General features: G+C 52.4%; 17 protein-coding genes and 1 pseudogene. 2 read left to right on the plus strand and 16 right to left on the minus strand.

Annotated features, from left to right (window positions below; all coding sequences use genetic code 11):
- The 10 genes and pseudogenes from ACI31J_RS03295 to ACI31J_RS03340 form a co-directional block, all read right to left on the minus strand.
- Positions 1 to 907, minus strand: a 907-nt coding sequence (locus ACI31J_RS03295) for an MFS transporter (RefSeq protein WP_439773021.1), incomplete at its 3' end; no start/stop codon positions are given.
- A gap of 266 nt (positions 908 to 1173) precedes the next feature.
- Positions 1174 to 2004 (minus strand): hypothetical protein, encoded by an 831-nt coding sequence (locus tag ACI31J_RS03300; protein ID WP_439773022.1) that lies wholly within the window; start codon positions 2002 to 2004, stop codon positions 1174 to 1176.
- Between the two features lie 186 nt (positions 2005 to 2190).
- Positions 2191 to 2556 carry a 50S ribosomal protein L19 gene (gene rplS, locus ACI31J_RS03305; RefSeq protein WP_439773023.1) on the minus strand — a complete coding sequence of 122 codons (366 nt, stop codon included), beginning with the start codon at positions 2554 to 2556 and terminating at the stop codon, positions 2191 to 2193.
- A 115-nt stretch (positions 2557 to 2671) separates the two neighbouring features.
- Positions 2672 to 4105, minus strand: a complete 1434-nt coding sequence (locus tag ACI31J_RS03310; RefSeq protein WP_439773024.1) for an APC family permease — start codon at positions 4103 to 4105, stop codon at positions 2672 to 2674.
- An 11-nt stretch (positions 4106 to 4116) separates the two neighbouring features.
- Positions 4117 to 4875 carry a tRNA (guanosine(37)-N1)-methyltransferase TrmD gene (gene trmD / locus ACI31J_RS03315; RefSeq protein WP_439773025.1) on the minus strand — a complete coding sequence of 253 codons (759 nt, stop codon included), beginning with the start codon at positions 4873 to 4875 and terminating at the stop codon, positions 4117 to 4119.
- Positions 4875 to 5381 (minus strand): ribosome maturation factor RimM, encoded by a 507-nt coding sequence (gene rimM, locus ACI31J_RS03320; protein WP_439773026.1) that lies wholly within the window; start codon positions 5379 to 5381, stop codon positions 4875 to 4877. Before rimM ends, trmD begins: the two co-directional genes overlap by 1 nt.
- A gap of 54 nt (positions 5382 to 5435) precedes the next feature.
- Positions 5436 to 5696: a KH domain-containing protein gene (locus tag ACI31J_RS03325; RefSeq protein ID WP_439773027.1), complete on the minus strand. Its 261-nt coding sequence runs from the start codon at positions 5694 to 5696 to the stop codon at positions 5436 to 5438.
- A 12-nt stretch (positions 5697 to 5708) separates the two neighbouring features.
- Positions 5709 to 5987, minus strand: a complete 279-nt coding sequence (rpsP, locus tag ACI31J_RS03330; RefSeq protein ID WP_057806187.1) for a 30S ribosomal protein S16 — start codon at positions 5985 to 5987, stop codon at positions 5709 to 5711.
- A 228-nt stretch (positions 5988 to 6215) separates the two neighbouring features.
- Positions 6216 to 6680, minus strand: coding sequence for an FCD domain-containing protein (locus ACI31J_RS03335; RefSeq protein ID WP_439773071.1), 465 nt, complete (start codon positions 6678 to 6680; stop codon positions 6216 to 6218).
- Between the two features lie 39 nt (positions 6681 to 6719).
- Positions 6720 to 6884 (minus strand): annotated as a pseudogene (locus ACI31J_RS03340) (FadR/GntR family transcriptional regulator); the annotation flags it as partial.
- 191 nt (positions 6885 to 7075) lie between these two features.
- Between ACI31J_RS03340 and ACI31J_RS03345 the strand changes: the two are divergent.
- Together ACI31J_RS03345 and ACI31J_RS03350 are read left to right on the plus strand one after the other, a co-directional pair.
- Entirely contained in the window at positions 7076 to 8605 is a 1530-nt protein-coding gene (locus tag ACI31J_RS03345) for a phytoene desaturase family protein (protein ID WP_439773028.1), read from the plus strand.
- Positions 8598 to 9791 (plus strand): 2Fe-2S iron-sulfur cluster-binding protein, encoded by a 1194-nt coding sequence (locus ACI31J_RS03350; RefSeq protein WP_439773029.1) that lies wholly within the window; start codon positions 8598 to 8600, stop codon positions 9789 to 9791. The genes ACI31J_RS03345 and ACI31J_RS03350 overlap by 8 nt, the downstream gene beginning before the upstream one ends.
- 110 nt (positions 9792 to 9901) lie before the next feature.
- On the opposite strand, the gene ffh is transcribed toward ACI31J_RS03350, so the two are convergent.
- The 6 genes from ffh to acpP form a co-directional block, all read right to left on the minus strand.
- Complete coding sequence (ffh, locus tag ACI31J_RS03355) at positions 9902 to 11347, minus strand: signal recognition particle protein (RefSeq protein WP_439773030.1); 1446 nt, start codon at positions 11345 to 11347, stop codon at positions 9902 to 9904.
- Position 11348: 1 nt separating this feature from the next.
- Positions 11349 to 11690 carry a putative DNA-binding protein gene (locus tag ACI31J_RS03360; protein WP_439773031.1) on the minus strand — a complete coding sequence of 114 codons (342 nt, stop codon included), beginning with the start codon at positions 11688 to 11690 and terminating at the stop codon, positions 11349 to 11351.
- An 18-nt stretch (positions 11691 to 11708) separates the two neighbouring features.
- Entirely contained in the window at positions 11709 to 13199 is a 1491-nt protein-coding gene (gene ftsY / locus ACI31J_RS03365) for a signal recognition particle-docking protein FtsY (RefSeq protein WP_439773032.1), read from the minus strand.
- A 14-nt stretch (positions 13200 to 13213) separates the two neighbouring features.
- Positions 13214 to 16777: a chromosome segregation protein SMC gene (gene smc, locus ACI31J_RS03370; protein ID WP_439773033.1), complete on the minus strand. Its 3564-nt coding sequence runs from the start codon at positions 16775 to 16777 to the stop codon at positions 13214 to 13216.
- Positions 16778 to 16792: 15 nt separating this feature from the next.
- A complete protein-coding gene (rnc, locus tag ACI31J_RS03375) occupies positions 16793 to 17494 on the minus strand; it encodes a ribonuclease III (protein WP_439773034.1) in 702 nt (233 codons plus the stop codon).
- Between the two features lie 119 nt (positions 17495 to 17613).
- Positions 17614 to 17865 (minus strand): acyl carrier protein, encoded by a 252-nt coding sequence (acpP, locus tag ACI31J_RS03380; RefSeq protein WP_439773035.1) that lies wholly within the window; start codon positions 17863 to 17865, stop codon positions 17614 to 17616.
- Between the last annotated feature and the right edge of the window lie 24 nt (positions 17866 to 17889).

The following is a 17889-nucleotide window of genomic DNA, read 5'->3' on the forward strand; positions in this document are numbered from 1 at the left end:
AAGCGGACCCGATCAAGAAGATCCCAAATGCCCAGCGCGGACCGAAGTTATCCATGATTGTCCCGAAGACCATCATGCCGATGCTCATCCCAATGATGGTAGCGACCATCCAGAGTGACGAGCCAGAAACTGAAAGTCCCTGTTGCTTCTGAACGATTGATGGCAGCCAGTTCATCAGGCCGAAGTAACCGGCAATCTGGACAATCGTCATTACCATCAGTCCCAGGGTTTGCAAGACCAGTGCCGGCGTCGCGAAGAGCCGACTGACCGCGATCTTCTCGTGGGTCTTAACGGCGTGGGCGTGGGCAGTAAGGAATTCATCACTCTCGTGGACGTGTCGCCGGATGAAGAAAGTCAGGATCACAGGGATAATGCCCAGCAGGAAGAGGGCGTTCCAGCCGAATGCCGGAATGATGTAAGCCGCCATCACGGCCGCAAAGATCGCCCCGACCTGGCCGCCAATCGCCGCCAACGAGGTCAGCCGTCCGATCAGTCCGGGCTGGAAGTTCTCAGCGATCAGGGCAATGCCGACACCGTATTCACCACCGGCACCGATCCCGGCTAAGAACCGCATCGTGTAGATCATCGGCAGGGTGTGGGCAAAGAACATTGCCGCGGTGGCGAAGGCAAAAATAAAGATCGTATAGGTGAATGTCTTGACCCGCCCGATACGATCACCGACAAGTCCGAAAATAGCACCACCAGCCAGCATACCGAGATTGGTGATTGACCCGATCCATCCGGCCGCTGCACTCGAGATATGAAGTTCGGCGATGATCGGTGCTAAGGCAAAGGAAAGAAACATGATGTCCATGTTTTCCAACGAAAAACCAGCCGCTGTGGATGCCATCACCCACTTCTGGTTCTTTGTCATTGTGTGCCCAATTTGCGTACTTGTTTGTTGCATATTCAATTGACCTCCAAAATGATGCTCACAGACATCTTTTATTTTGCATTTTCAGTATTATGCCACGCCTAAAGTGAAATTGCAAACAACTTTTAGGAGAAGTAAATCGTTCTAAGTTGCCGAGGGATAATGGGTTTGAGTGATTGGGATAATTTTTTATAGAAGAATCACAATTAAGTGCCTCGCACTCATTAGAAGTTTGGCTGATGGATATAGGACGGTTCAATCGTATCAAGCAAATTAAATGTTCATCCTAGCTGACTTCATCAATGATCAAGATAGGTTTCCCCATCATCACTGGAATATCCGCCATCTGGCTCCTTATTAAAAACTTGTCCGTTTACCCAGCCTTTACTATAATCGCCCTTTTTGAATCTTATTGAATGAGCGTCACCATATTGATCATAGAGTATGTCGTTTACATAATCATCCTCCTGATTATTGTTATATTCACTGTAGCCTGGTTGGTGGTACGATTTCGTTCCATAATCTGATCGACTAGCCGAGGAACCAGCTCCAATTAATGATAGTCCTCCCTTCCCAAGTATCAATAATATGATGATGCCAAACAGATCAGCCAAATAATCAAACGGAGTTAAAAGAATTCTCTCAAGCTTAAATAATCCGCCTTGAGTCCCTTGCCCCTTTTCTTTTCCATTTTGAAATTCCCAAAGAATATCACTTTTCCGAATGTCGCTAAATATTGGGTCACTTGTATTCGTTACCTGGACTTTCCAAGCCTTTCCATATTTTTGAGCGATTTGAGTGGACAATAATGTGAATTGCTTTTCGCTCTTAGTTTTATCGTTCAAATTTGATGTGTTAGCTGGAGTAGTTCGTAAATTATCCATCTCATCCTTCAATTGATATGAATCTCTTGGAATTATATATAAAATTCTTTTTTTATTATCAACGTGATAGGTAAAATTATAAACATTCCGTAGCTCTGGATCCTGTTTGATTATCTTGTCTTTATTAATTAATAAATTACTCATCTCACTATTAGAGATATTTTTGCTAGTAGCTTTCTGTGAAAACTTAAAAACACCGCACAAACAAATAATTAAACCTAAAATAATTAAAAGTATTTTTTTCAATTTTCCCTTCAGTCCCCATATAAGTCAATCAGCTCTAAGATTGGAAACACATTGTTTATAATACAATATAATATTGTGGCAATTATAGAATTAAATTAATTTATCTATTTACGTAAAAAAACCTCCCACATTTTGTGAGAGGTTTAAACATCTATCAATACCAGTTAACAGATGCCCAGTTTTCGATTACTTTTCAGTATCGCGACGACGTTCAGCGATACGAGTAGCCTTACCAGTACGTGCCCGCAGGTAGTACAGCTTAGCACGACGTACCCGACCATGACGGAGAACATCGATCTTTTCAACACGTGGTGAGTGAACTGGGAAAGTACGTTCAACACCAACACCGTTACTGATCTTACGAACAGTGTAGGTAGCGCTGATACCAGCACCGTGACGCTTGATAACGACACCTTCGAACATCTGGATACGTTCACGTGAACCTTCAACGATCTTAGCGTGAACCCGAACAGTATCCCCGGCACGGAAGTCAGGAATATCATCCCGTAATTGACTAGCAGTAATCTTTTCGATCAACTTGTTTTGACGCATTATAATTTCTTTCCTTTCGCCGACATTCATGTCCCGCTTGGGGCAGCGGAATACCGTTATTCACGGCTAAACAGCCAGTAACTACTATACAAGATTTTCTTGAGACTTGCAAGCCCTATTTTTGGTGCTCCTGGTTGATGATGGAATGGCGCAGGCCGTAGCAGAAATAAATAACCAGTCCAATGGCAAACCACCCCACCATCAGAATCTTGGCATCGATGTTCAGCCCCCAGAAAATCACCGCGGAGAAGATCGCGGAGACCGCCGGCAAGACTGGATACCATGGCATCTTGAACTGGGCTTCCGGCAGGTCCTTCCCCTCACGCGGGCGCAGGGCGTAAATCCCTAAGGAGACGAAGATGAACGCCACCAGGGTCCCCGCCGAAACCAGGGTGGCCAGGAAGGTAAACGGAAAGACGGAGCCCAGGATCATCGCCAGGAAGGTGATCAGCCAGAGGGCGTGGTTCGGCACGTGCCGGTCGTCGATCACACCGAGCGTCTTCGGCAACAGGCCATCCCGCCCGAAGGCATAGATTAACCGTGACGAGGCCAGCAGGATGGCAATCAGAGCCGAGAAGATCCCCACGATTGCCACCACCGAAAGCAGGTTGGCCGTGAGGTAGTGGCCGGAGTGCCGAAGCGCCCAGGCTGCCGGTTCCGCGTTATTAGCATAGCGATTGTACTTGAACATCCCCACCAGCACCAGGGAAACGGCAATGAAGAAGCCGGTCCCCAGCACCAGGGTCCCGATCAGCCCACGGGGCATCGTCTTCTGCGGGTTCCGGGTCTCGGCGGTGTTGGCCGCGATCGCGTCGAAGCCGACGTAGGCGATGAAGATCTGAGCGGTCCCGGCTAAGATCCCCTGCCAGCCCCCGAAGGTCGTTCCGGGACGGTGCGGCGGGATAAATGGGACGTAGTTTTTAGATTGAATCTCCGTCGCCCCGACCACGATGAACATCAGGATCACCAGCAACTTGACCGCTACGATGGTATTTTCAATCCGACTCACCTGGTGCAGACCCCGGGAGATCAGGACCCCTACGATTAAGATGGCCAGCGCCGCCAGGATATCGACGTAGGAGCCATGTCCCGGGTCAAAGCCCCCGGTGAAGGCTTTCGGCAGGCGAATCCCCAGGCTAGCCAGGAACCCCTGCATGTAGGCAGACCAGCCTGAGGCCACGAAGGCTACCGAGATGAAGTACTCGGCCAGCAGAGCCCAACCAGCGATCCAACCAAAAAATTCCCCAAAGAGGACGTTGATCCAGGAGAAAGCTGAGCCAGCAAAGGGCAGGACCGAAGACGTTTCCGCATAGGCCAGGGCGGAGAGCCCCGCCCCGATCGCGGCCACGATGAAGGCCAGCGGGACGGCCGGGCCGGTGTGCTCAGCCGCCACGATTCCGGGAAGCGTAAAAATCGCCGTCCCAACTACCATTCCGGTCCCCAGGCCAATTAGGTCAATTGTCCGTAGGCTGGGTGTCAGCTTGGAATCCTTAGCCTCGTAGACAGAGGGATCCTGCTTCCAGAGTAGACGTTGAATTAACTTTTTCATCCGCTCCCCCATCAGTCTGGCACGTCCGGATCTTCTTCGAGCTTGATGTCTTGGAGCATCAGCTGTTGCTCACGAGTCAGCTTGGCCGTCTTCAGGAGGTCTGGCCGCCGGTGCAGGGTCCGCCGCAAGGACTCCCGCATCCGCCATTCACGAATCTTCTGGTGGTTACCACTGGTCAATACATCGGGCACCTTCATCCCCCGGAAGTCCGCGGGACGAGTGTATTGTGGGAATTCCAACAAGCCGTTGCTGAAGGAATCGCCCATCGGTGACGCCTGGTTCCCCAGCACGCCGGGCACGAAGCGGACAGTGGCGTCGATCATCACCATTGCCGCCAGCTCTCCCCCAGTCAGCACGTAATCTCCTAAGGAGGCCTCGTCGGTGACCAGGTGCCGGATCCGTTCGTCGTAGCCCTCGTAGTGACCACAGATGAAGGTCAGGTGCTCCTCCATCGCCAGTTCTTGGGCATAGTCTTGATCGAACCGTCGCCCGGCCGGGTCCATCAGGATTACCCGGCCCTTCGGATAGGTATCCTTGGTCTCCTCTTCGATCGCCGCCATTGCATCGAAAATCGGCTGCGGCTGAAGGAGCATCCCGGCGCCCCCACCGAATGGCGCATCGTCGACATGGTTATGCTTGTCGGTGGTGTACTTGCGAAAGTCGGTCACGTTGATGTCGAGGAAACCGCTCTCCTGGGCCCGGCCCACGATCGATTCCCCCAGCGTCGCCTGAAACATGTCTGGGAATAAGCTTAAAATATCAATTCGCACTATTCTAGTCCTTCCATTAATTCTACAGTAACTTCGCCCGCGTCAAGGTCGACGTCCTTAACCACATCATCGATTACGGGCAGGAGCAGGTCCTTCTTACCGGCGCGCTGGACAACCCAGACGTCATTGGCACCGGGTGAGAGGATCTCCTTGATGGTCCCAATGCTCTCGCCATCAGCCGTCTTGACGGCCAGGCCGATAATCTGGTGGTAGTAGTACTGGCCGTCCTCTAAGGGCTGCTGATCTTCTTCACTGACCATCAACTCGTGATCGCGAAAGGCCTGCACATCATTGATATTGTCATAACCGACAAACTTCACCAGGATGAAGCCCTTGTGCTGCCGAGCCGTTTCAACAGTCAGCTTCAGGGGTTCCCCGGACCGCTGCAGGTAGAGGTCCTGCCCCTTGGCAAAGCGCTCCGCCACAAAGTCCGTGGTCGGCATCACGCGGACCTCACCACGGATACCATGGGTATTCACAATCTTACCAACATTATAAAAATCCATAATTCCCTCCTAAAATGGCAAAACCTCCCACAGGTTGATGTGGGAGGTTTTTATTTAGTGTCGATGATCATTAATCAGCAACCGGATCTTCTTGGCGTTTGCGCGTCGAGAACGTGCGCCCTCGACAACCGTCCGTAGCGCTGCAGCGACGTGTCCCTGCCGGCCAATTAGTCGACCCACGTCCGCCGAATCAACATTAACGGTGTATCGCCGAAAACGGTCACTATCAGATACCGTAATCGACAAGGATTCCGGATGTCTTAAAAGTGGGGTTACTAAACTACGAATCAACGCTTCGATATCAGTCTCGGTCATGATTACTCATCACTACTTCTTTGCAGCGTACTTAGCTTCATGGAACTTCTTCATAACGCCAGCCTTTTGCAGCATGTTACGAACAGTGTCAGAAGGTTGTGCACCTTTTTGCAGCCAATCCATAACGGCGTCTTCGTCGAACTTAACTTCCTTTGGAGTAGTCAATGGGTTGTAAGTACCTAATGAAGTGATGAAACGACCATCACGTGGGGAACGTGAGTCAGCGACAACAATCCGGTAGAAAGGACGCTTCTTTGAACCCATGCGCTTTAAACGAATTTTAACGGACATTCTTTTGCACCTCCCTGATTTCTTTTAACAGGTAATAATATACCAGTCTTCCAGAAGAATGTAAAGTAGTTTTTCTTGACAGTCTTAATTATTTTTCTACCCCCGGAAAAAGGGACCGCATGGCGACACACATGCGGCCATTTTCAGGACCAGTAATTGCGCCTGGGTAACGACCCACCCCATTATTAAGGCCCTTAGACGCCCAGGGAAATCATCAAGTCCATCCCCTTAAAACTTGTCGGGCCGTTTCCCCGTCAACGATTCATACCCCGTTAACATTAGTTCATGGTTAAATTTAACGGCCGCATCTACGTTACCGGCAGCGATAAGCCGCAACAACTGCGAATAATCCCGTTGTGCTTGCTCAGCATGTCGATCGGTATAAATCCACGTACCCAGGGTAAGGTAGATGGGTTTGAAATTATTAATTAGTAACGGGTAGACATCGTTGTTAGAAGCAACCGCCAACGCATGGACAAAATCAAAATGACATTCTGCTCGTTGGGCGGCCGTTTCCTGGTTGAGAAAGGCCTTCAATGCAAACTGGCCCCGGGCAAGCTTTTGGGCATCATGCAATTGAGCCGCTAACCTAATGATGTCGCCTTCGAGCTGCTCACGAACTCGGTAAATAGAGTTTAGCAGTGACAGCCGATAGTGCCCACCGTAAAAGTTAATGATTTCGTTCATTGTCATTAGGTCACCATCCTGACGGTAATCGGCGATAAAACACCCGGATCGCGGATAGATATTAACGAAATGCAGCCTTTGCAGTCTTTTTAGTCCAGCATTGATCACCGGCCGGCTGACCCGCATTTGTTGGCCCAGTTCACGTTCACTGGGTAATTTATCTCCCGGTTGATACTGCCCACTCAAAATCGCAGTTTTTAACTGTTGCACAAATAAATCGGTCGCGCTCGGCGCTGTAATTGGCTTAAATTTCAAAGTAATCCCCTCACATCGTATTGGTAATACCAGTTACCAGTTGTGATTTTCTTATCAAATTGTATCATATTTGCAATAATCGCATATACATCCAACCACGTCTTCCTTAAAATGTAAGCGAAATCAAGGAAGGGAGTATCAGAACCATGACCTATGATTATGATGTGATTGTTATCGGTGCCGGTAACGGTGGCCTAATGGCAGCAGCTACTGCCAGCAAGCTTGGTAAAAAAGTACTTTTGCTCGAGCGGCATAATATCCCGGGCGGAGCAGCCACCAGTTTTAGCCGGGGGCGCTTTGAGTTCGAAGTTTCTTTGCACGAGTTGGCTGCCTATGGATCGGCTAGTAACCCGCAACCAGTGCGGCAGTTATTTGATTCATTGGGAATCGACATTAAGATGGACGAGATTCCAGAAGTCTACCGCTATATTGTGACTGGCAAAGACGGCTTTGATATAAGCTTACCCACCGGCCGCGAAGCGTTTATTAATAAGATTGAAGAAGTTGTTCCTGGCAGTCGTAATAGTTTAACCCACCTGTTCGACTATGGAGAAGAGTGCAAACAGGCCTTCGGATTGCTGTCAGTTGGTAAATCCATGGCCGAAGTGGCATCCCGATGTCCACATTTCGGCAAATACGCCGCCACGCCATACGAAACCGTCCTTCAGGAATTGCAAATGCCGCTTAAGACCCGGCAGATTGTCGAGGGATATTGGCAATATATCGGGATCCCGGCCGACGATTTTAATTTTCCATTCTTTAGCTATATGCTAATTACCTACGTGGAGGATGGAGCATACACGCCAGCCAACCGCAGCCACGGAATGTCCAGTGCAATTTTAAAAAATATTCAAGACCATGGCGGTACGGTTTGGATGAATACTGAAGTCCAACAGATTTTAATGCGGGAAGGCAGGGCCATTGGTGTCAAAATTGGTGATCGGGCAATCTACGGTAAACAGATCATCTGCAATGCTGCACCAAATTTTGCTTACAGCAAATTAATGACCCCCGCTGACGTGCCAAGCACCGAAAAGAAGCTTGCTAACGCACGAAAGCTCGGAGAAACCAACTTTATGGTTTACCTAGGACTCAATAAGTCCCCAGAAGAATTAGGGATTAAGGATTACAGTGTCTTCATCGCCGACACGGGTAACACCCGGAAGCAATTCAATAATATGGGAACGATGGATAAGAACAACTTCATTATCATGGATTGTTTAAACATTGCCGATCCAGCGTGTTCCCCTGCCGGGACGACAATTCTGTACGCAACCAAGCTGTTCCAAAACGGCGTATGGGATCAGGTCAAACCGGCAGAGTATCACCAGCTAAAGGTTAAGACTGCCCAAGAAATTATCCAGCGCTACGAAGAGGTCACTGGCATTAAAATTCATGACGCAATTGAAGAAATCGAGATTGCGGCCCCAGAGACCTTTGCACGGTATATGCGCACACCCAACGGGGCCACATATGGTTACTATGGCCAAAATTGGGATCAAATTCTACAACGGATGGCCAACCTGAATAAAGAGATTCAACCAATTCCGCATCTCTACTTCTGTGGCGGCGCTAGCTTTATGCTTGATGGCTACAGTTCCGCATTCCTAACCGGTGCAACCGCCGCTAAAATGGCCTGCGCCGCAATTGATCAAGAAGGTGTAAATAATGACTAAATCGACAACACTCGCGAAGTTGACCCGGCTCCGCAACCAAAAAATCCAAAATAGTAGCACTACTCCTCTGCCGAAAACTTACCCGATGAACCGGCTGACTGAAGCCCTCCATCCCGAAACTCAATACCTAAAGATCAGTAAGATTATCAACCACGGCACAGAAGCCAAGAGTTTTGTTTTTGTTCCCGATACCGAAAAGGGAACGAAGCAGCTGGCTTACTTCCAAGCCGGTCAGTACATTTCCCTGCGGATGCATATCGGTAACAGTTACGTCACGCGCCCATACGCCATTCGTTCGACCCCTAAGCAGGCCTTGGCGGGACAATACATCTTAACCGTTAAATTGGTTAAAGATGGGTTTGCCACCCCCTACATGTGGCAAAACTGGCACGTTGGTACCAGCGTGGCCGCCTCGGGTCCGGCTGGTGACCTGTTCTACGAGCCTATCCGTGATGAACCCAATATTATTGCTATTGCCGGTGGTAGTGGGATCACCCCGTTCTATTCCATGGCCCAGTCAATTCTGGACGGGACAATGGACGCTAACCTGACCATCCTCTACGGAAGTCGCCGTCACGACAACATTCTCCTTGGTGATGAACTCCAGAAGATTGCCGACGCCACTGCCAAAGTTAAACTGGTCAATGTTCTAAGCGACGAGGACGTCGCCGGTTATGAGCATGGTTTCATCACCAAAGAGCTGATCCAAAAGTACGCCTCCGCTAATTATTCAATTTTTATCAGTGGCCCGTCTGTGATGTATCAGTTTGTTATGAAAGAAATTCAGGCATTGAAGCTGGCCCCGGGCAAGGTTCGGCATGAATTGAACGGTAACACCGAATCACCGTATGAAGATCCAAACTACCCAGTTGCGGCCAAGGGACAGGTCTTCAACCTGACCGTAATGACTCACGACCAAACGCAAACTATTCCAGCTCGTGCCAATGAGTCCCTCTTGATTGCTCTGGAGCGGGCGGGGATTGTGGCTCCCTCAATGTGCCGGAGCGGGATTTGTTCTGCTTGCCGATCCCGGGTGGTTACCGGCCAAGCCTTTACACCAGCCAAGTTTGACCACCGGCGGCGCGGTGATAAGGAGTTTGGCTATGTCAACACCTGCGTTGCCTACCCCATTAGTGATCTAACACTAGAAGTACCGGTGCATGATTACGCCAACCAGTTTGGTTAATCTCACGCTATCTAGAAACCACGCATTCTAAAAGCGCCCCAACAATAAAATGGAGGACGTGATCAATAATTGACCACGTCCTCCATTTTTGCTTCCTGCTAACGGCTAGCTTAACGCTTCTTCCGTAGCTTACGAAGCTTCTTGATCCGCTTAGCCTTGTCCTTCTTCATCTTTCGGGCCATTCGGTTCATGGCCATCTGGCCCATCTTACCGCCTGGCATCTGGCCGCCGAACAAGTCCTGCATCCCGCTCATGTTACCATTGGTGACCTGCTTCATCATCTTGCGCATCTGGTTGAATTGCTTGATCATCCGGTTAACCTCAACGATCGGCCGCCCGGAACCGGCAGCCAAGCGCCGCCGCCGACTCGGGTTCATCAGGTCGGGATTCTCGCGCTCCTCTGGCGTCATTGAGAGCACGATCGCTCGCAGGTGGGCAAACTGCTTAGGGTCCAGGTTAACATTCTTCAAGGCCGAGTTATTGGCCATCCCCGGCATCATCTTGATGATGTTCTCCAGCGGCCCCATCTTGGTGACTTGGTCCATCTGGGCGAGGAAGTCGTTGTAGTCAAACGTGTTCTCCCGCATCTTATCCATGGTCTCTTGGGCCTGTTCCTCATCGAAGTTCTTCTGGGCCTTCTCGATCAGGGTCATCATGTCCCCCATGCCCAGAATCCGTGAGGCCATCCGGTCAGGATGAAAGACGTCCAGGTCCTCCATCTTTTCCCCTTCACCGACGAACTTAATCGGCTTCCCGGTGACGGCCCGGATTGACATGGCAGCCCCACCACGGGTATCACCATCGAGCTTGGTCAGGACTACCCCGGTGATGTCGAGCTTGTCATCAAAGCCCTGGGCGGTGTTGACGGCGTTTTGCCCGGTCATCGCATCGATTACCAGGAGAATTTCGTCCGGGTGGACTAATTCCTTGATGTTGGCCAACTCGTCCATCAGCTGCTCGTCAATCTGCAGCCGACCAGCCGTATCGATGATTACGTAGTCGTTGTGGTTCTCCTTGGCAACTTCCATCCCCTGGCGGACAATCTCGACCGGGTCGACATCAGTTCCCTTTTCAAAAACCGGAACATCGATCTGGGCAGCTACCTGTTGTAACTGGGTGATGGCGGCTGGCCGGTAGACGTCGGCCGCAATGAACATTGGCCGGGCATGCTCCTCGTTCTTCAACCGCAAAGCCAGCTTACCGGCCGTGGTCGTCTTCCCGGCCCCCTGGAGACCCACCATCATGATCACGGTTGGGATGTGGGCGGCCTTGTTAAGTGGGACAGCCTCTTCCCCCATCAGTTCAGTCAGCTGGTCGTTGACAATCTTGACGATTTGCTGGGCCGGGTTCAAGCCCTTCAGGACGTCAGCCCCGGCGGCCTTTTCCCGGACCTGCTTTACGAAGTCCTTGACCACCTTGAAGTTAACGTCGGCTTCCAGGAGGGCCAGGCGGATCTCCCGCATGGTTTCCCGCAGATCGGCCTCCGTCACCTTAGGCTTGCGTCGTAGCTTTTCCATCGCCTTCTGCAGGCGTTCTGTTAATCCTTCAAATGCCATTCTATTCTTCCTCCAAGCTTTCCAGATGACCTACCAGCTCATTGAGGCGGGCATCATCTGGGTAGTGCGTGCGTACATACTGTTGGATCTCATCGGCCTGGCGATTACGGGCCTGAAACTCCGCGTAGAGGTGCAACTTGGCCTCGTAACTCTCCAGGATGTTTTCGGTCCGCTTGATGTTGTCATAGACCGCCTGCCGACTGATGTCGAAGTTCTCGGCGATCTCGCCCAGCGAGTAGTCGTTCCCGTAGTAGAGGTCCATGTACTCGTTCTGCTTCTTGGTCAGCAGGGGTTGGTAAAACTCAAACAGCGAGTTGATCCGATAGTTTTTCTCGATTTCCATACTAAAAAATCACCTTGCTTAATCGACGTCGACCAGGCCCTTGAAAAGGCCGTAAACAAAGTCGCTGGCGTTAAACTTCTGCAGGTCGTCCACCTTTTCACCGAGCCCGACGTACTTGACCGGCAGGTGCAGTTCGTTCCTGATGGCCAGGACGATCCCACCACGGGCGGTTCCGTCGAGCTTGGTCAGCACAATCCCCGTGACATCGGTACTTTCCTTAAACAGCTTGGCCTGGTTCAGGGCGTTTTGACCCGTCGTTGCGTCTAAGACCAGCAGGACCTCGTGCGGTGCATCCGGGATCTCCCGGGTCAGGATCCGTTTCATCTTGGCCAGCTCCTTCATCAAGTTGACCTTATTCTGCAAACGGCCGGCAGTATCAACGAAGAGGATGTCATAGTCATCATTCTTAGCCTTCTGGGCCGCATCAAAGACGACGGCAGCTGGATCACCGTTTTCCGGTCCGGTAACGATGTCAACCCCGTCACGCTTGGCCCAGACGTCTAGCTGCTCGGTCGCCCCGGCCCGGAAAGTATCGGCGGCGGCCAAGAGGACCTTCTTGCCCTGTTTCTTGAAGAGGGCCGCCATCTTCCCGATCGTGGTCGTCTTCCCGGCCCCGTTGACCCCGACAAACATGATTACCGTCGGGCCTGACTTAGCCATGTTGAGGTCTGGATTCTCGTCCTTGCCGGCCTGGTCATAGAGATCGACCATCTTCTCGATGATGACGTTGGAGACATCCTGCTTGCTCTTGGCGTTCTCCAGCTTAACTTCTTCCCGGAGTTCATCACTGAGCTTCATTGCCATGTCGTAGCCAACGTCTGATTCGATCAGCATGTCCTCGAGGTCGTCGAAGAAGTCTTCGTCAACGTGCCGGAAGTTGGCCAGGAACCTGTTCAACCGGGCCCCGAAGCCGGTCCGTGACTTGGCCAGGCCCTGGTCATACTTCTTAGCGGTCTGATCTTCTTCATTTGTTGACTCGACCGTCTCATCCGCAACGCTGGCTGGTGCTTCTTCACTCGTCGGCTCGGTTGCTTCTTCCTCATCGGCGTTCGAATCAACAGCAGACGTTGCTTCATCGACAGCAGCGGCGGCTGATTGCGCCGGTTCAGCTGGTTCAGTTGATTGCGGCGTTACCGCTGATTCGGCAGGGGCTGTTGGTTGCTCACTAGCGCTGGTTAGCGCCGATTCGGTTGATTGAGCCTCTGCTTCCGTAGGCTGGGCAGCTGATTCTGGAGCCGTCGTTGCCTGGGGAGCGGTGCTTTCGACCACCTCACTGGCCGTTGATTCCGGCGTCGTGCTTTGGCTAGCCGGTTCTTCTGCCGGCTCAGTGACGGCTGCGCTCACTACCTCCGTCGGCTGTTCACTGGCAGCCGGCTGTTGAGGGGCTTCCTCAGTCGCCTGGCTGGCCGGTTCCTGGGGAGCGCTTGGTTGCGTGCTTTCCGGGCTGGCGGATTCTGGCTGTTCTTCCTGTTTCTTTTTATGGCGACGGAAAATATCAAATAATCCCATCTCTACACCTTCTTCTAATCTTCTTTTTCGTTCATTGTATCAATCACGTCGACGGAAACCATCTTGGAAACTCCGGATTCCTGCATTGTGACCCCGTATAAGACGTCGGCGCCCATCATCGTCCCCTTGCGGTGGGTAATCACAATGAACTGCGGCCCCGTCTTGCCGAAGCGGTTCAGGTACTGAGCAAAGCGCTGCACGTTGACCTCATCCAGGGCCGCCTCGGGCTCGTCTAAGATCGCAAACGGCACCGGCCGGACCTTTAAGATCGCAAACAAGAGCGTGATCGCCGTCAGGGCCCGTTCACCCCCCGAAAGGAGACTCAGGTGCTGGTTCTTCTTGCCAGGCGGCTGGGCCATGATGTCGATTCCCGTGGTCAGCGGGTGGTTAGGATCGGTCAAGACCAGCTTGGCCTGTCCCCCGCCGAAGATCTGCTTGAAAGTTTCGTCAAAGGCGGCCGAAACCTGCTTGAAAGTCCGGATAAACCGCTGTTCAACCTGGCTGTCCATCTCACCCATCGTCTGGTTGAGTTGCTTACGGGCGGCCAGGAGGTCATCCTGCTGGCCTTTCAAGAAGTCATAGTGCTTCTTGACCCGGTCATATTCGGCAATCGAACCGACATTGACGTCGCCCAGTTCAGCAAGGCCCCGATTCAAGAGCTTCAACCGGCGGGCCAGCTGGTCATCATCCAGGTCGCTGACCTCCTGGCGGGCCGCGTCAATCGTCAGATTATACTGCTCGTTCAGGTGATTGAGGAGCTGGTCAAGCTGTCCTTCAATGCGGACCTGCTGGGCCTTAAGGTCACTAGCTTCGTCACTGGCCGCCTGTTGAAGCTCCGTGGTCCGCTGGTGTTTGGCTTCCTGGGTGGCCAGGTCATCATCCAGCGCAGCCAGGTCTGTATCACATTTTTCCACCTGAGCATTGGCCTTCTCCAAAAGCGTTTGAGCAGTCTTGAGGGCCGCCTGGTTGTCAACCGTCTGAAAATGATCGCTGTTCATTGCTGTCGCCAGGGCTGCCAGCTGATCCTTGATTTGGGCCAGGTCGGCATTGGTGTCGGCAACCGTCTGGGTGGCCACTTCAACCTGCTGCTGGAACTGTTGCTTCCGTTCCGCGGCGACCGCGAGCCACTGTTCCATCTGATGCAGCTGCTCGTTTTGGGCAGAAGCGTTGGTCTCAAGGTCATGGACCTGCTTCGTCAGCGTCGTAATTTGTTCTTCGGTAGCCTGCTGACGACGGGTTACCGTTTCTTCCTTCTTCTTCAACTGGGCGACCTGGGTCTGATCATCCTTGACCTGGTTCCCCTGCTGGTCAGCTTGGGACTTTAGGACCTGGATCTGCCGATTAAGGTCCTGAAGCCGGCCGGCCAGCGCTTCCAGCTGGGCCTGGGCCGCGTGCTGGTCAAGCTGGGCCGTGTGCAGCTGGCCGCGCATTGCAGTCAATTGCTGCTCCTGGTCATCATGCTGCTTTTTGAGGGTTGCGACCCGCTGCTCGGTCTGGCTGACCTGTTTTTCCTGTTGTTGCAGAAGATCGGTCAGCTGATGGCCGAGCTGCTTCTGGGTCAAGAGCCCCTGCTGACGGTGGCGGTTAGCCCCACCGGTCATGGCCCCGCTGGCGTTGATCAATTGACCATCCAGGGTCACCACCCGTAGCTGGTGATGGCCGGCGCGGGCAATCGCGGTGGCGTGGTCAAGGTTATCAGCCACGACCGTACTTCCCAGGAGGTAGTCGGCCACCACTTGGTACTGGGGAGCAAACTTGATCAAGTCAACGGCCCGACCAACAACCCCTGGCATGGCCGCTACCTGGTTCCAGGCACTGGCCGGCCGCCGCCGGATCAGGGTGTCGAGTGGCAGAATCGTTACCCGACCGCCCCGGTGCCGCACCAGGTAGCTGATGATCTGTTTACCAGTCGTCTGTCGATCAACCACCAGCTGCTGGAGCTGGCCACCGAGGACCGTTTCGATGGCGGTCGTCAACTCGGCCGGAACGTCGAAGAGCTCACTGACGGGTCCAGCTAAGCCCGGAAAGTCCTGCCGATTCTGCAGGATGGTCCGGACTCCTTGGTAGTAGCCTGCATACTCTTCGCTCATCGCCTGGTAGTTCTTGATCCGCGACTTGGTGGAATGAACATCACCGAGGGCCGCGTACCAATTACGCTGGGCCTGCTGATACTGCTGGCCGGTCGCCGTCAGCTGACGGTCAAGACTGGTAACTTGAGCTTGGAGACGGTTGACCTGGTCAGTCAAGCGGTCAAGTGCCGCTTGTTGATCCTGCTGTTGCTCATTTAACTGCGCCTGTTGGGACTGCCGATCCTGGAGTTCACTGCTGTTTTGATTCTGCTGGCTGACCCGTTGCTCGTGGTTACGCTTCAGAAATGCCTGCTGGTTGTGGACCGTCGTCAGCTCCTGCATTAGGTTGATCTGCCGATTGCGCAGGTCGTTCAGTTGCTGGTTCAGCACCTGAATCCGCTCGGCGTTGCTCATCTGCTGAGCCGCGTCATAGTCTGCCTGGTGCTGGGCCATCTTTTGCTCATGATTGGCCAGCTGGGCTTGGGCCGCCTGGGCATCCTGCCGGGCCGCCTGCAACTGACTGGTCAGTTTAGCGGCTGCTTTATCGAGCCGCTGCTGATCGGCCACTTGCTGGTCCCGCTTCATCGAAGACATCGACTGCTGGTTCTTCAGCTGAGCGATTTTCTCCGTCTGGGTCAGGATAATTTGCTGACCTTCATCCTTTTGGTGCAATAGTGCCGCCCGCCGCTGTTTCAGCCGGGTCAATACGGAATCGACCTTCTTTTGCTGGACCCGGTAGTCAACAAGCAGCTTGACCGTCTGCTGGTATTTAGCCTGGACAGCCGTCAGCTGTTGCCGTTGGCGGTCATACTGCCGCACCGTCTGCGTCCGGTCGAGGAGGTCGAATTGCTTCTTCTGTTCGAGGTAGTCCTTGGCCAGGGCGCTCTCATCGGCCAGTGGTTCCAGCTGCCGGGACAACTCGCCGATAATATCGTTAACCCGGTTAAGGTTGTCCATCGTGGCACTCAAGCGCTTCTCCGCGGTCTCCTTATTCTTCTTATACTTGGCAACCCCGGCCACCGTCTCGATGATTCCACGCCGGTCTTCGGGCTTCCCGTTGAAAACGGCCGCCACCCGTCCCTGGGAGATGATCGAGAACGATTCCCGACCTAGTCCTGAGTCGATAAAGAGGTCAGTGATGTCCTTGAGCCGGACCTTCTGGCCATTGATCAGGTATTCACTGTCCCCGTTGCGGTACAGCTTACGGGTGATCGTCAGCTCCCGGAAGTCGCTGGCCAGGTAATGGTCGCTGTTGTCTAAGGTGATCGAAACGACCGCCCGGTTAAGGGGCTGCCGGTCTGCGGCCCCGTTGAAAATCACGTCGGCCATCTTGTCACCACGCAGGTGTCGGGCCGACTGCTCACCCATCACCCAGCGGATAGCCTCGATAATGTTACTCTTACCGCTACCGTTAGGCCCGATGATTCCGGTCATCCCGGGTTCAAATTTAATTGTGGTCTTCTGGGCAAACGACTTAAAGCCGTCCAGCGTTAAAGACAATAATTGCATCGTCGCCTCACCTGATTAATTGCTTTGTTTCCGTAACTTATTTAAAGCAGCCTGGGCAGCCTGCATCTCAGCATGCTTCTTTGAAGAACCGTGCCCATCGGCAACAACTTGATCGTCTACCACTACGTCGACATGGAACTCAGGATCATTTTCCGTCCCGGTCTCGTCCAACAGGCGGTACTCGATCTTGACGTCACCGTCGCGTTGCAGGTATTCCTGAAGACTCGTCTTGGCGTCAACTGCGTGATCAAACCAGCCCAGGTCCAGCTTAGGGAAGATCACCCGCCGGACGAACTTCTCCACTGCTGGCCGCCCCTGGTCGAGGTAGAGGGCCCCGACAAAGGATTCAAAAATATCACAGAGCAGGCCGGGGCGCTTCCGGGCGCCGGCCTTTTCCTCTCCCTTACCTAGCCGGATGTACTGGTCAAAGTGGCATTCCTTGGCAAACTTCGAGAAGCTGTCCTCACAGACCATCGCCGCCCGCAGCCGGGTCAGCTTGCCTTGCGGCAGTTCGGGGTAGCGTTTATAGATGTATTCTGAAACGATCAGTTCCAACACGGCATCGCCAAGAAACTCGATCCGTTCGTAAAACTTCAGATTTTGATTCGGGTGTTCGTTGACGTACGAGGCCTGCGTAAAGGCTTCGGCCAACAGTGCCGGATTATCAAAATGAATATCGAATTCCTTGGCCAGGTAGTCTTGTAGTTCATTGATCATATAAATTATGTCCTTTCTGAATTATGTGTCTTAGCTAATTCTTCACTATTATACTAGAGTTATCCTGATTGCGCAGTCTAGGAAAACAAAAAAGCTCCATTTTGCGGAGCCTTTTTGCTTTAGTTTGTGTGTTGTTCGATGTAGTCAACCACTTCACCGATCGTACTCAGCTTTTCAGCATCTTCATCATCGATCTCCGAGCCGAAAGTGTCTTCAAGTTCCAGGACAAATTCAACGAAGTCAATGGAGTCTGCGTCTAAGTCGGTCTTTAAGTTTAATTCATCGGTAATCTTGGCCCGATCAACGTCAAAATGGTCGGCGACGATTTCGGAAACCTTATCGAAGATTTCCTTTCTTTTATTATCAGCCATTCTTCTTATAACCTCACTTTATAA

Origin of the sequence: Limosilactobacillus sp. (assembly GCF_051873075.1) — a bacterium.
In the GTDB taxonomy this organism is placed as follows: Bacteria; Bacillota; Bacilli; order Lactobacillales; family Lactobacillaceae; genus Limosilactobacillus.

Bases quoted from the DNA above. Each gene is read 5' to 3' on its own strand.
- rplS (WP_439773023.1), bottom strand. From the start codon at position 2,556: ATGCGTCAAAACAAGTTGATCGAAAAGATTACTGCTAGTCAATTACGG.
- ACI31J_RS03310 (WP_439773024.1), bottom strand. From the start codon at position 4,105: ATGAAAAAGTTAATTCAACGTCTACTCTGGAAGCAGGATCCCTCTGTC.
- rimM (WP_439773026.1), bottom strand. From the start codon at position 5,381: ATGGATTTTTATAATGTTGGTAAGATTGTGAATACCCATGGTATCCGT.
- ACI31J_RS03325 (WP_439773027.1), bottom strand. From the start codon at position 5,696: ATGACCGAGACTGATATCGAAGCGTTGATTCGTAGTTTAGTAACCCCA.
- rpsP (WP_057806187.1), bottom strand. From the start codon at position 5,987: ATGTCCGTTAAAATTCGTTTAAAGCGCATGGGTTCAAAGAAGCGTCCT.
- ACI31J_RS03335 (WP_439773071.1), bottom strand. From the start codon at position 6,680: ATGACAATGAACGAAATCATTAACTTTTACGGTGGGCACTATCGGCTG.
- ACI31J_RS03345 (WP_439773028.1), top strand. From the start codon at position 7,076: ATGACCTATGATTATGATGTGATTGTTATCGGTGCCGGTAACGGTGGC.
- ACI31J_RS03350 (WP_439773029.1), top strand. From the start codon at position 8,598: ATGACTAAATCGACAACACTCGCGAAGTTGACCCGGCTCCGCAACCAA.
- ffh (WP_439773030.1), bottom strand. From the start codon at position 11,347: ATGGCATTTGAAGGATTAACAGAACGCCTGCAGAAGGCGATGGAAAAG.
- ACI31J_RS03360 (WP_439773031.1), bottom strand. From the start codon at position 11,690: ATGGAAATCGAGAAAAACTATCGGATCAACTCGCTGTTTGAGTTTTAC.
- ftsY (WP_439773032.1), bottom strand. From the start codon at position 13,199: ATGGGATTATTTGATATTTTCCGTCGCCATAAAAAGAAACAGGAAGAA.
- smc (WP_439773033.1), bottom strand. From the start codon at position 16,777: ATGCAATTATTGTCTTTAACGCTGGACGGCTTTAAGTCGTTTGCCCAG.
- rnc (WP_439773034.1), bottom strand. From the start codon at position 17,494: ATGATCAATGAACTACAAGACTACCTGGCCAAGGAATTCGATATTCAT.
- acpP (WP_439773035.1), bottom strand. From the start codon at position 17,865: ATGGCTGATAATAAAAGAAAGGAAATCTTCGATAAGGTTTCCGAAATC.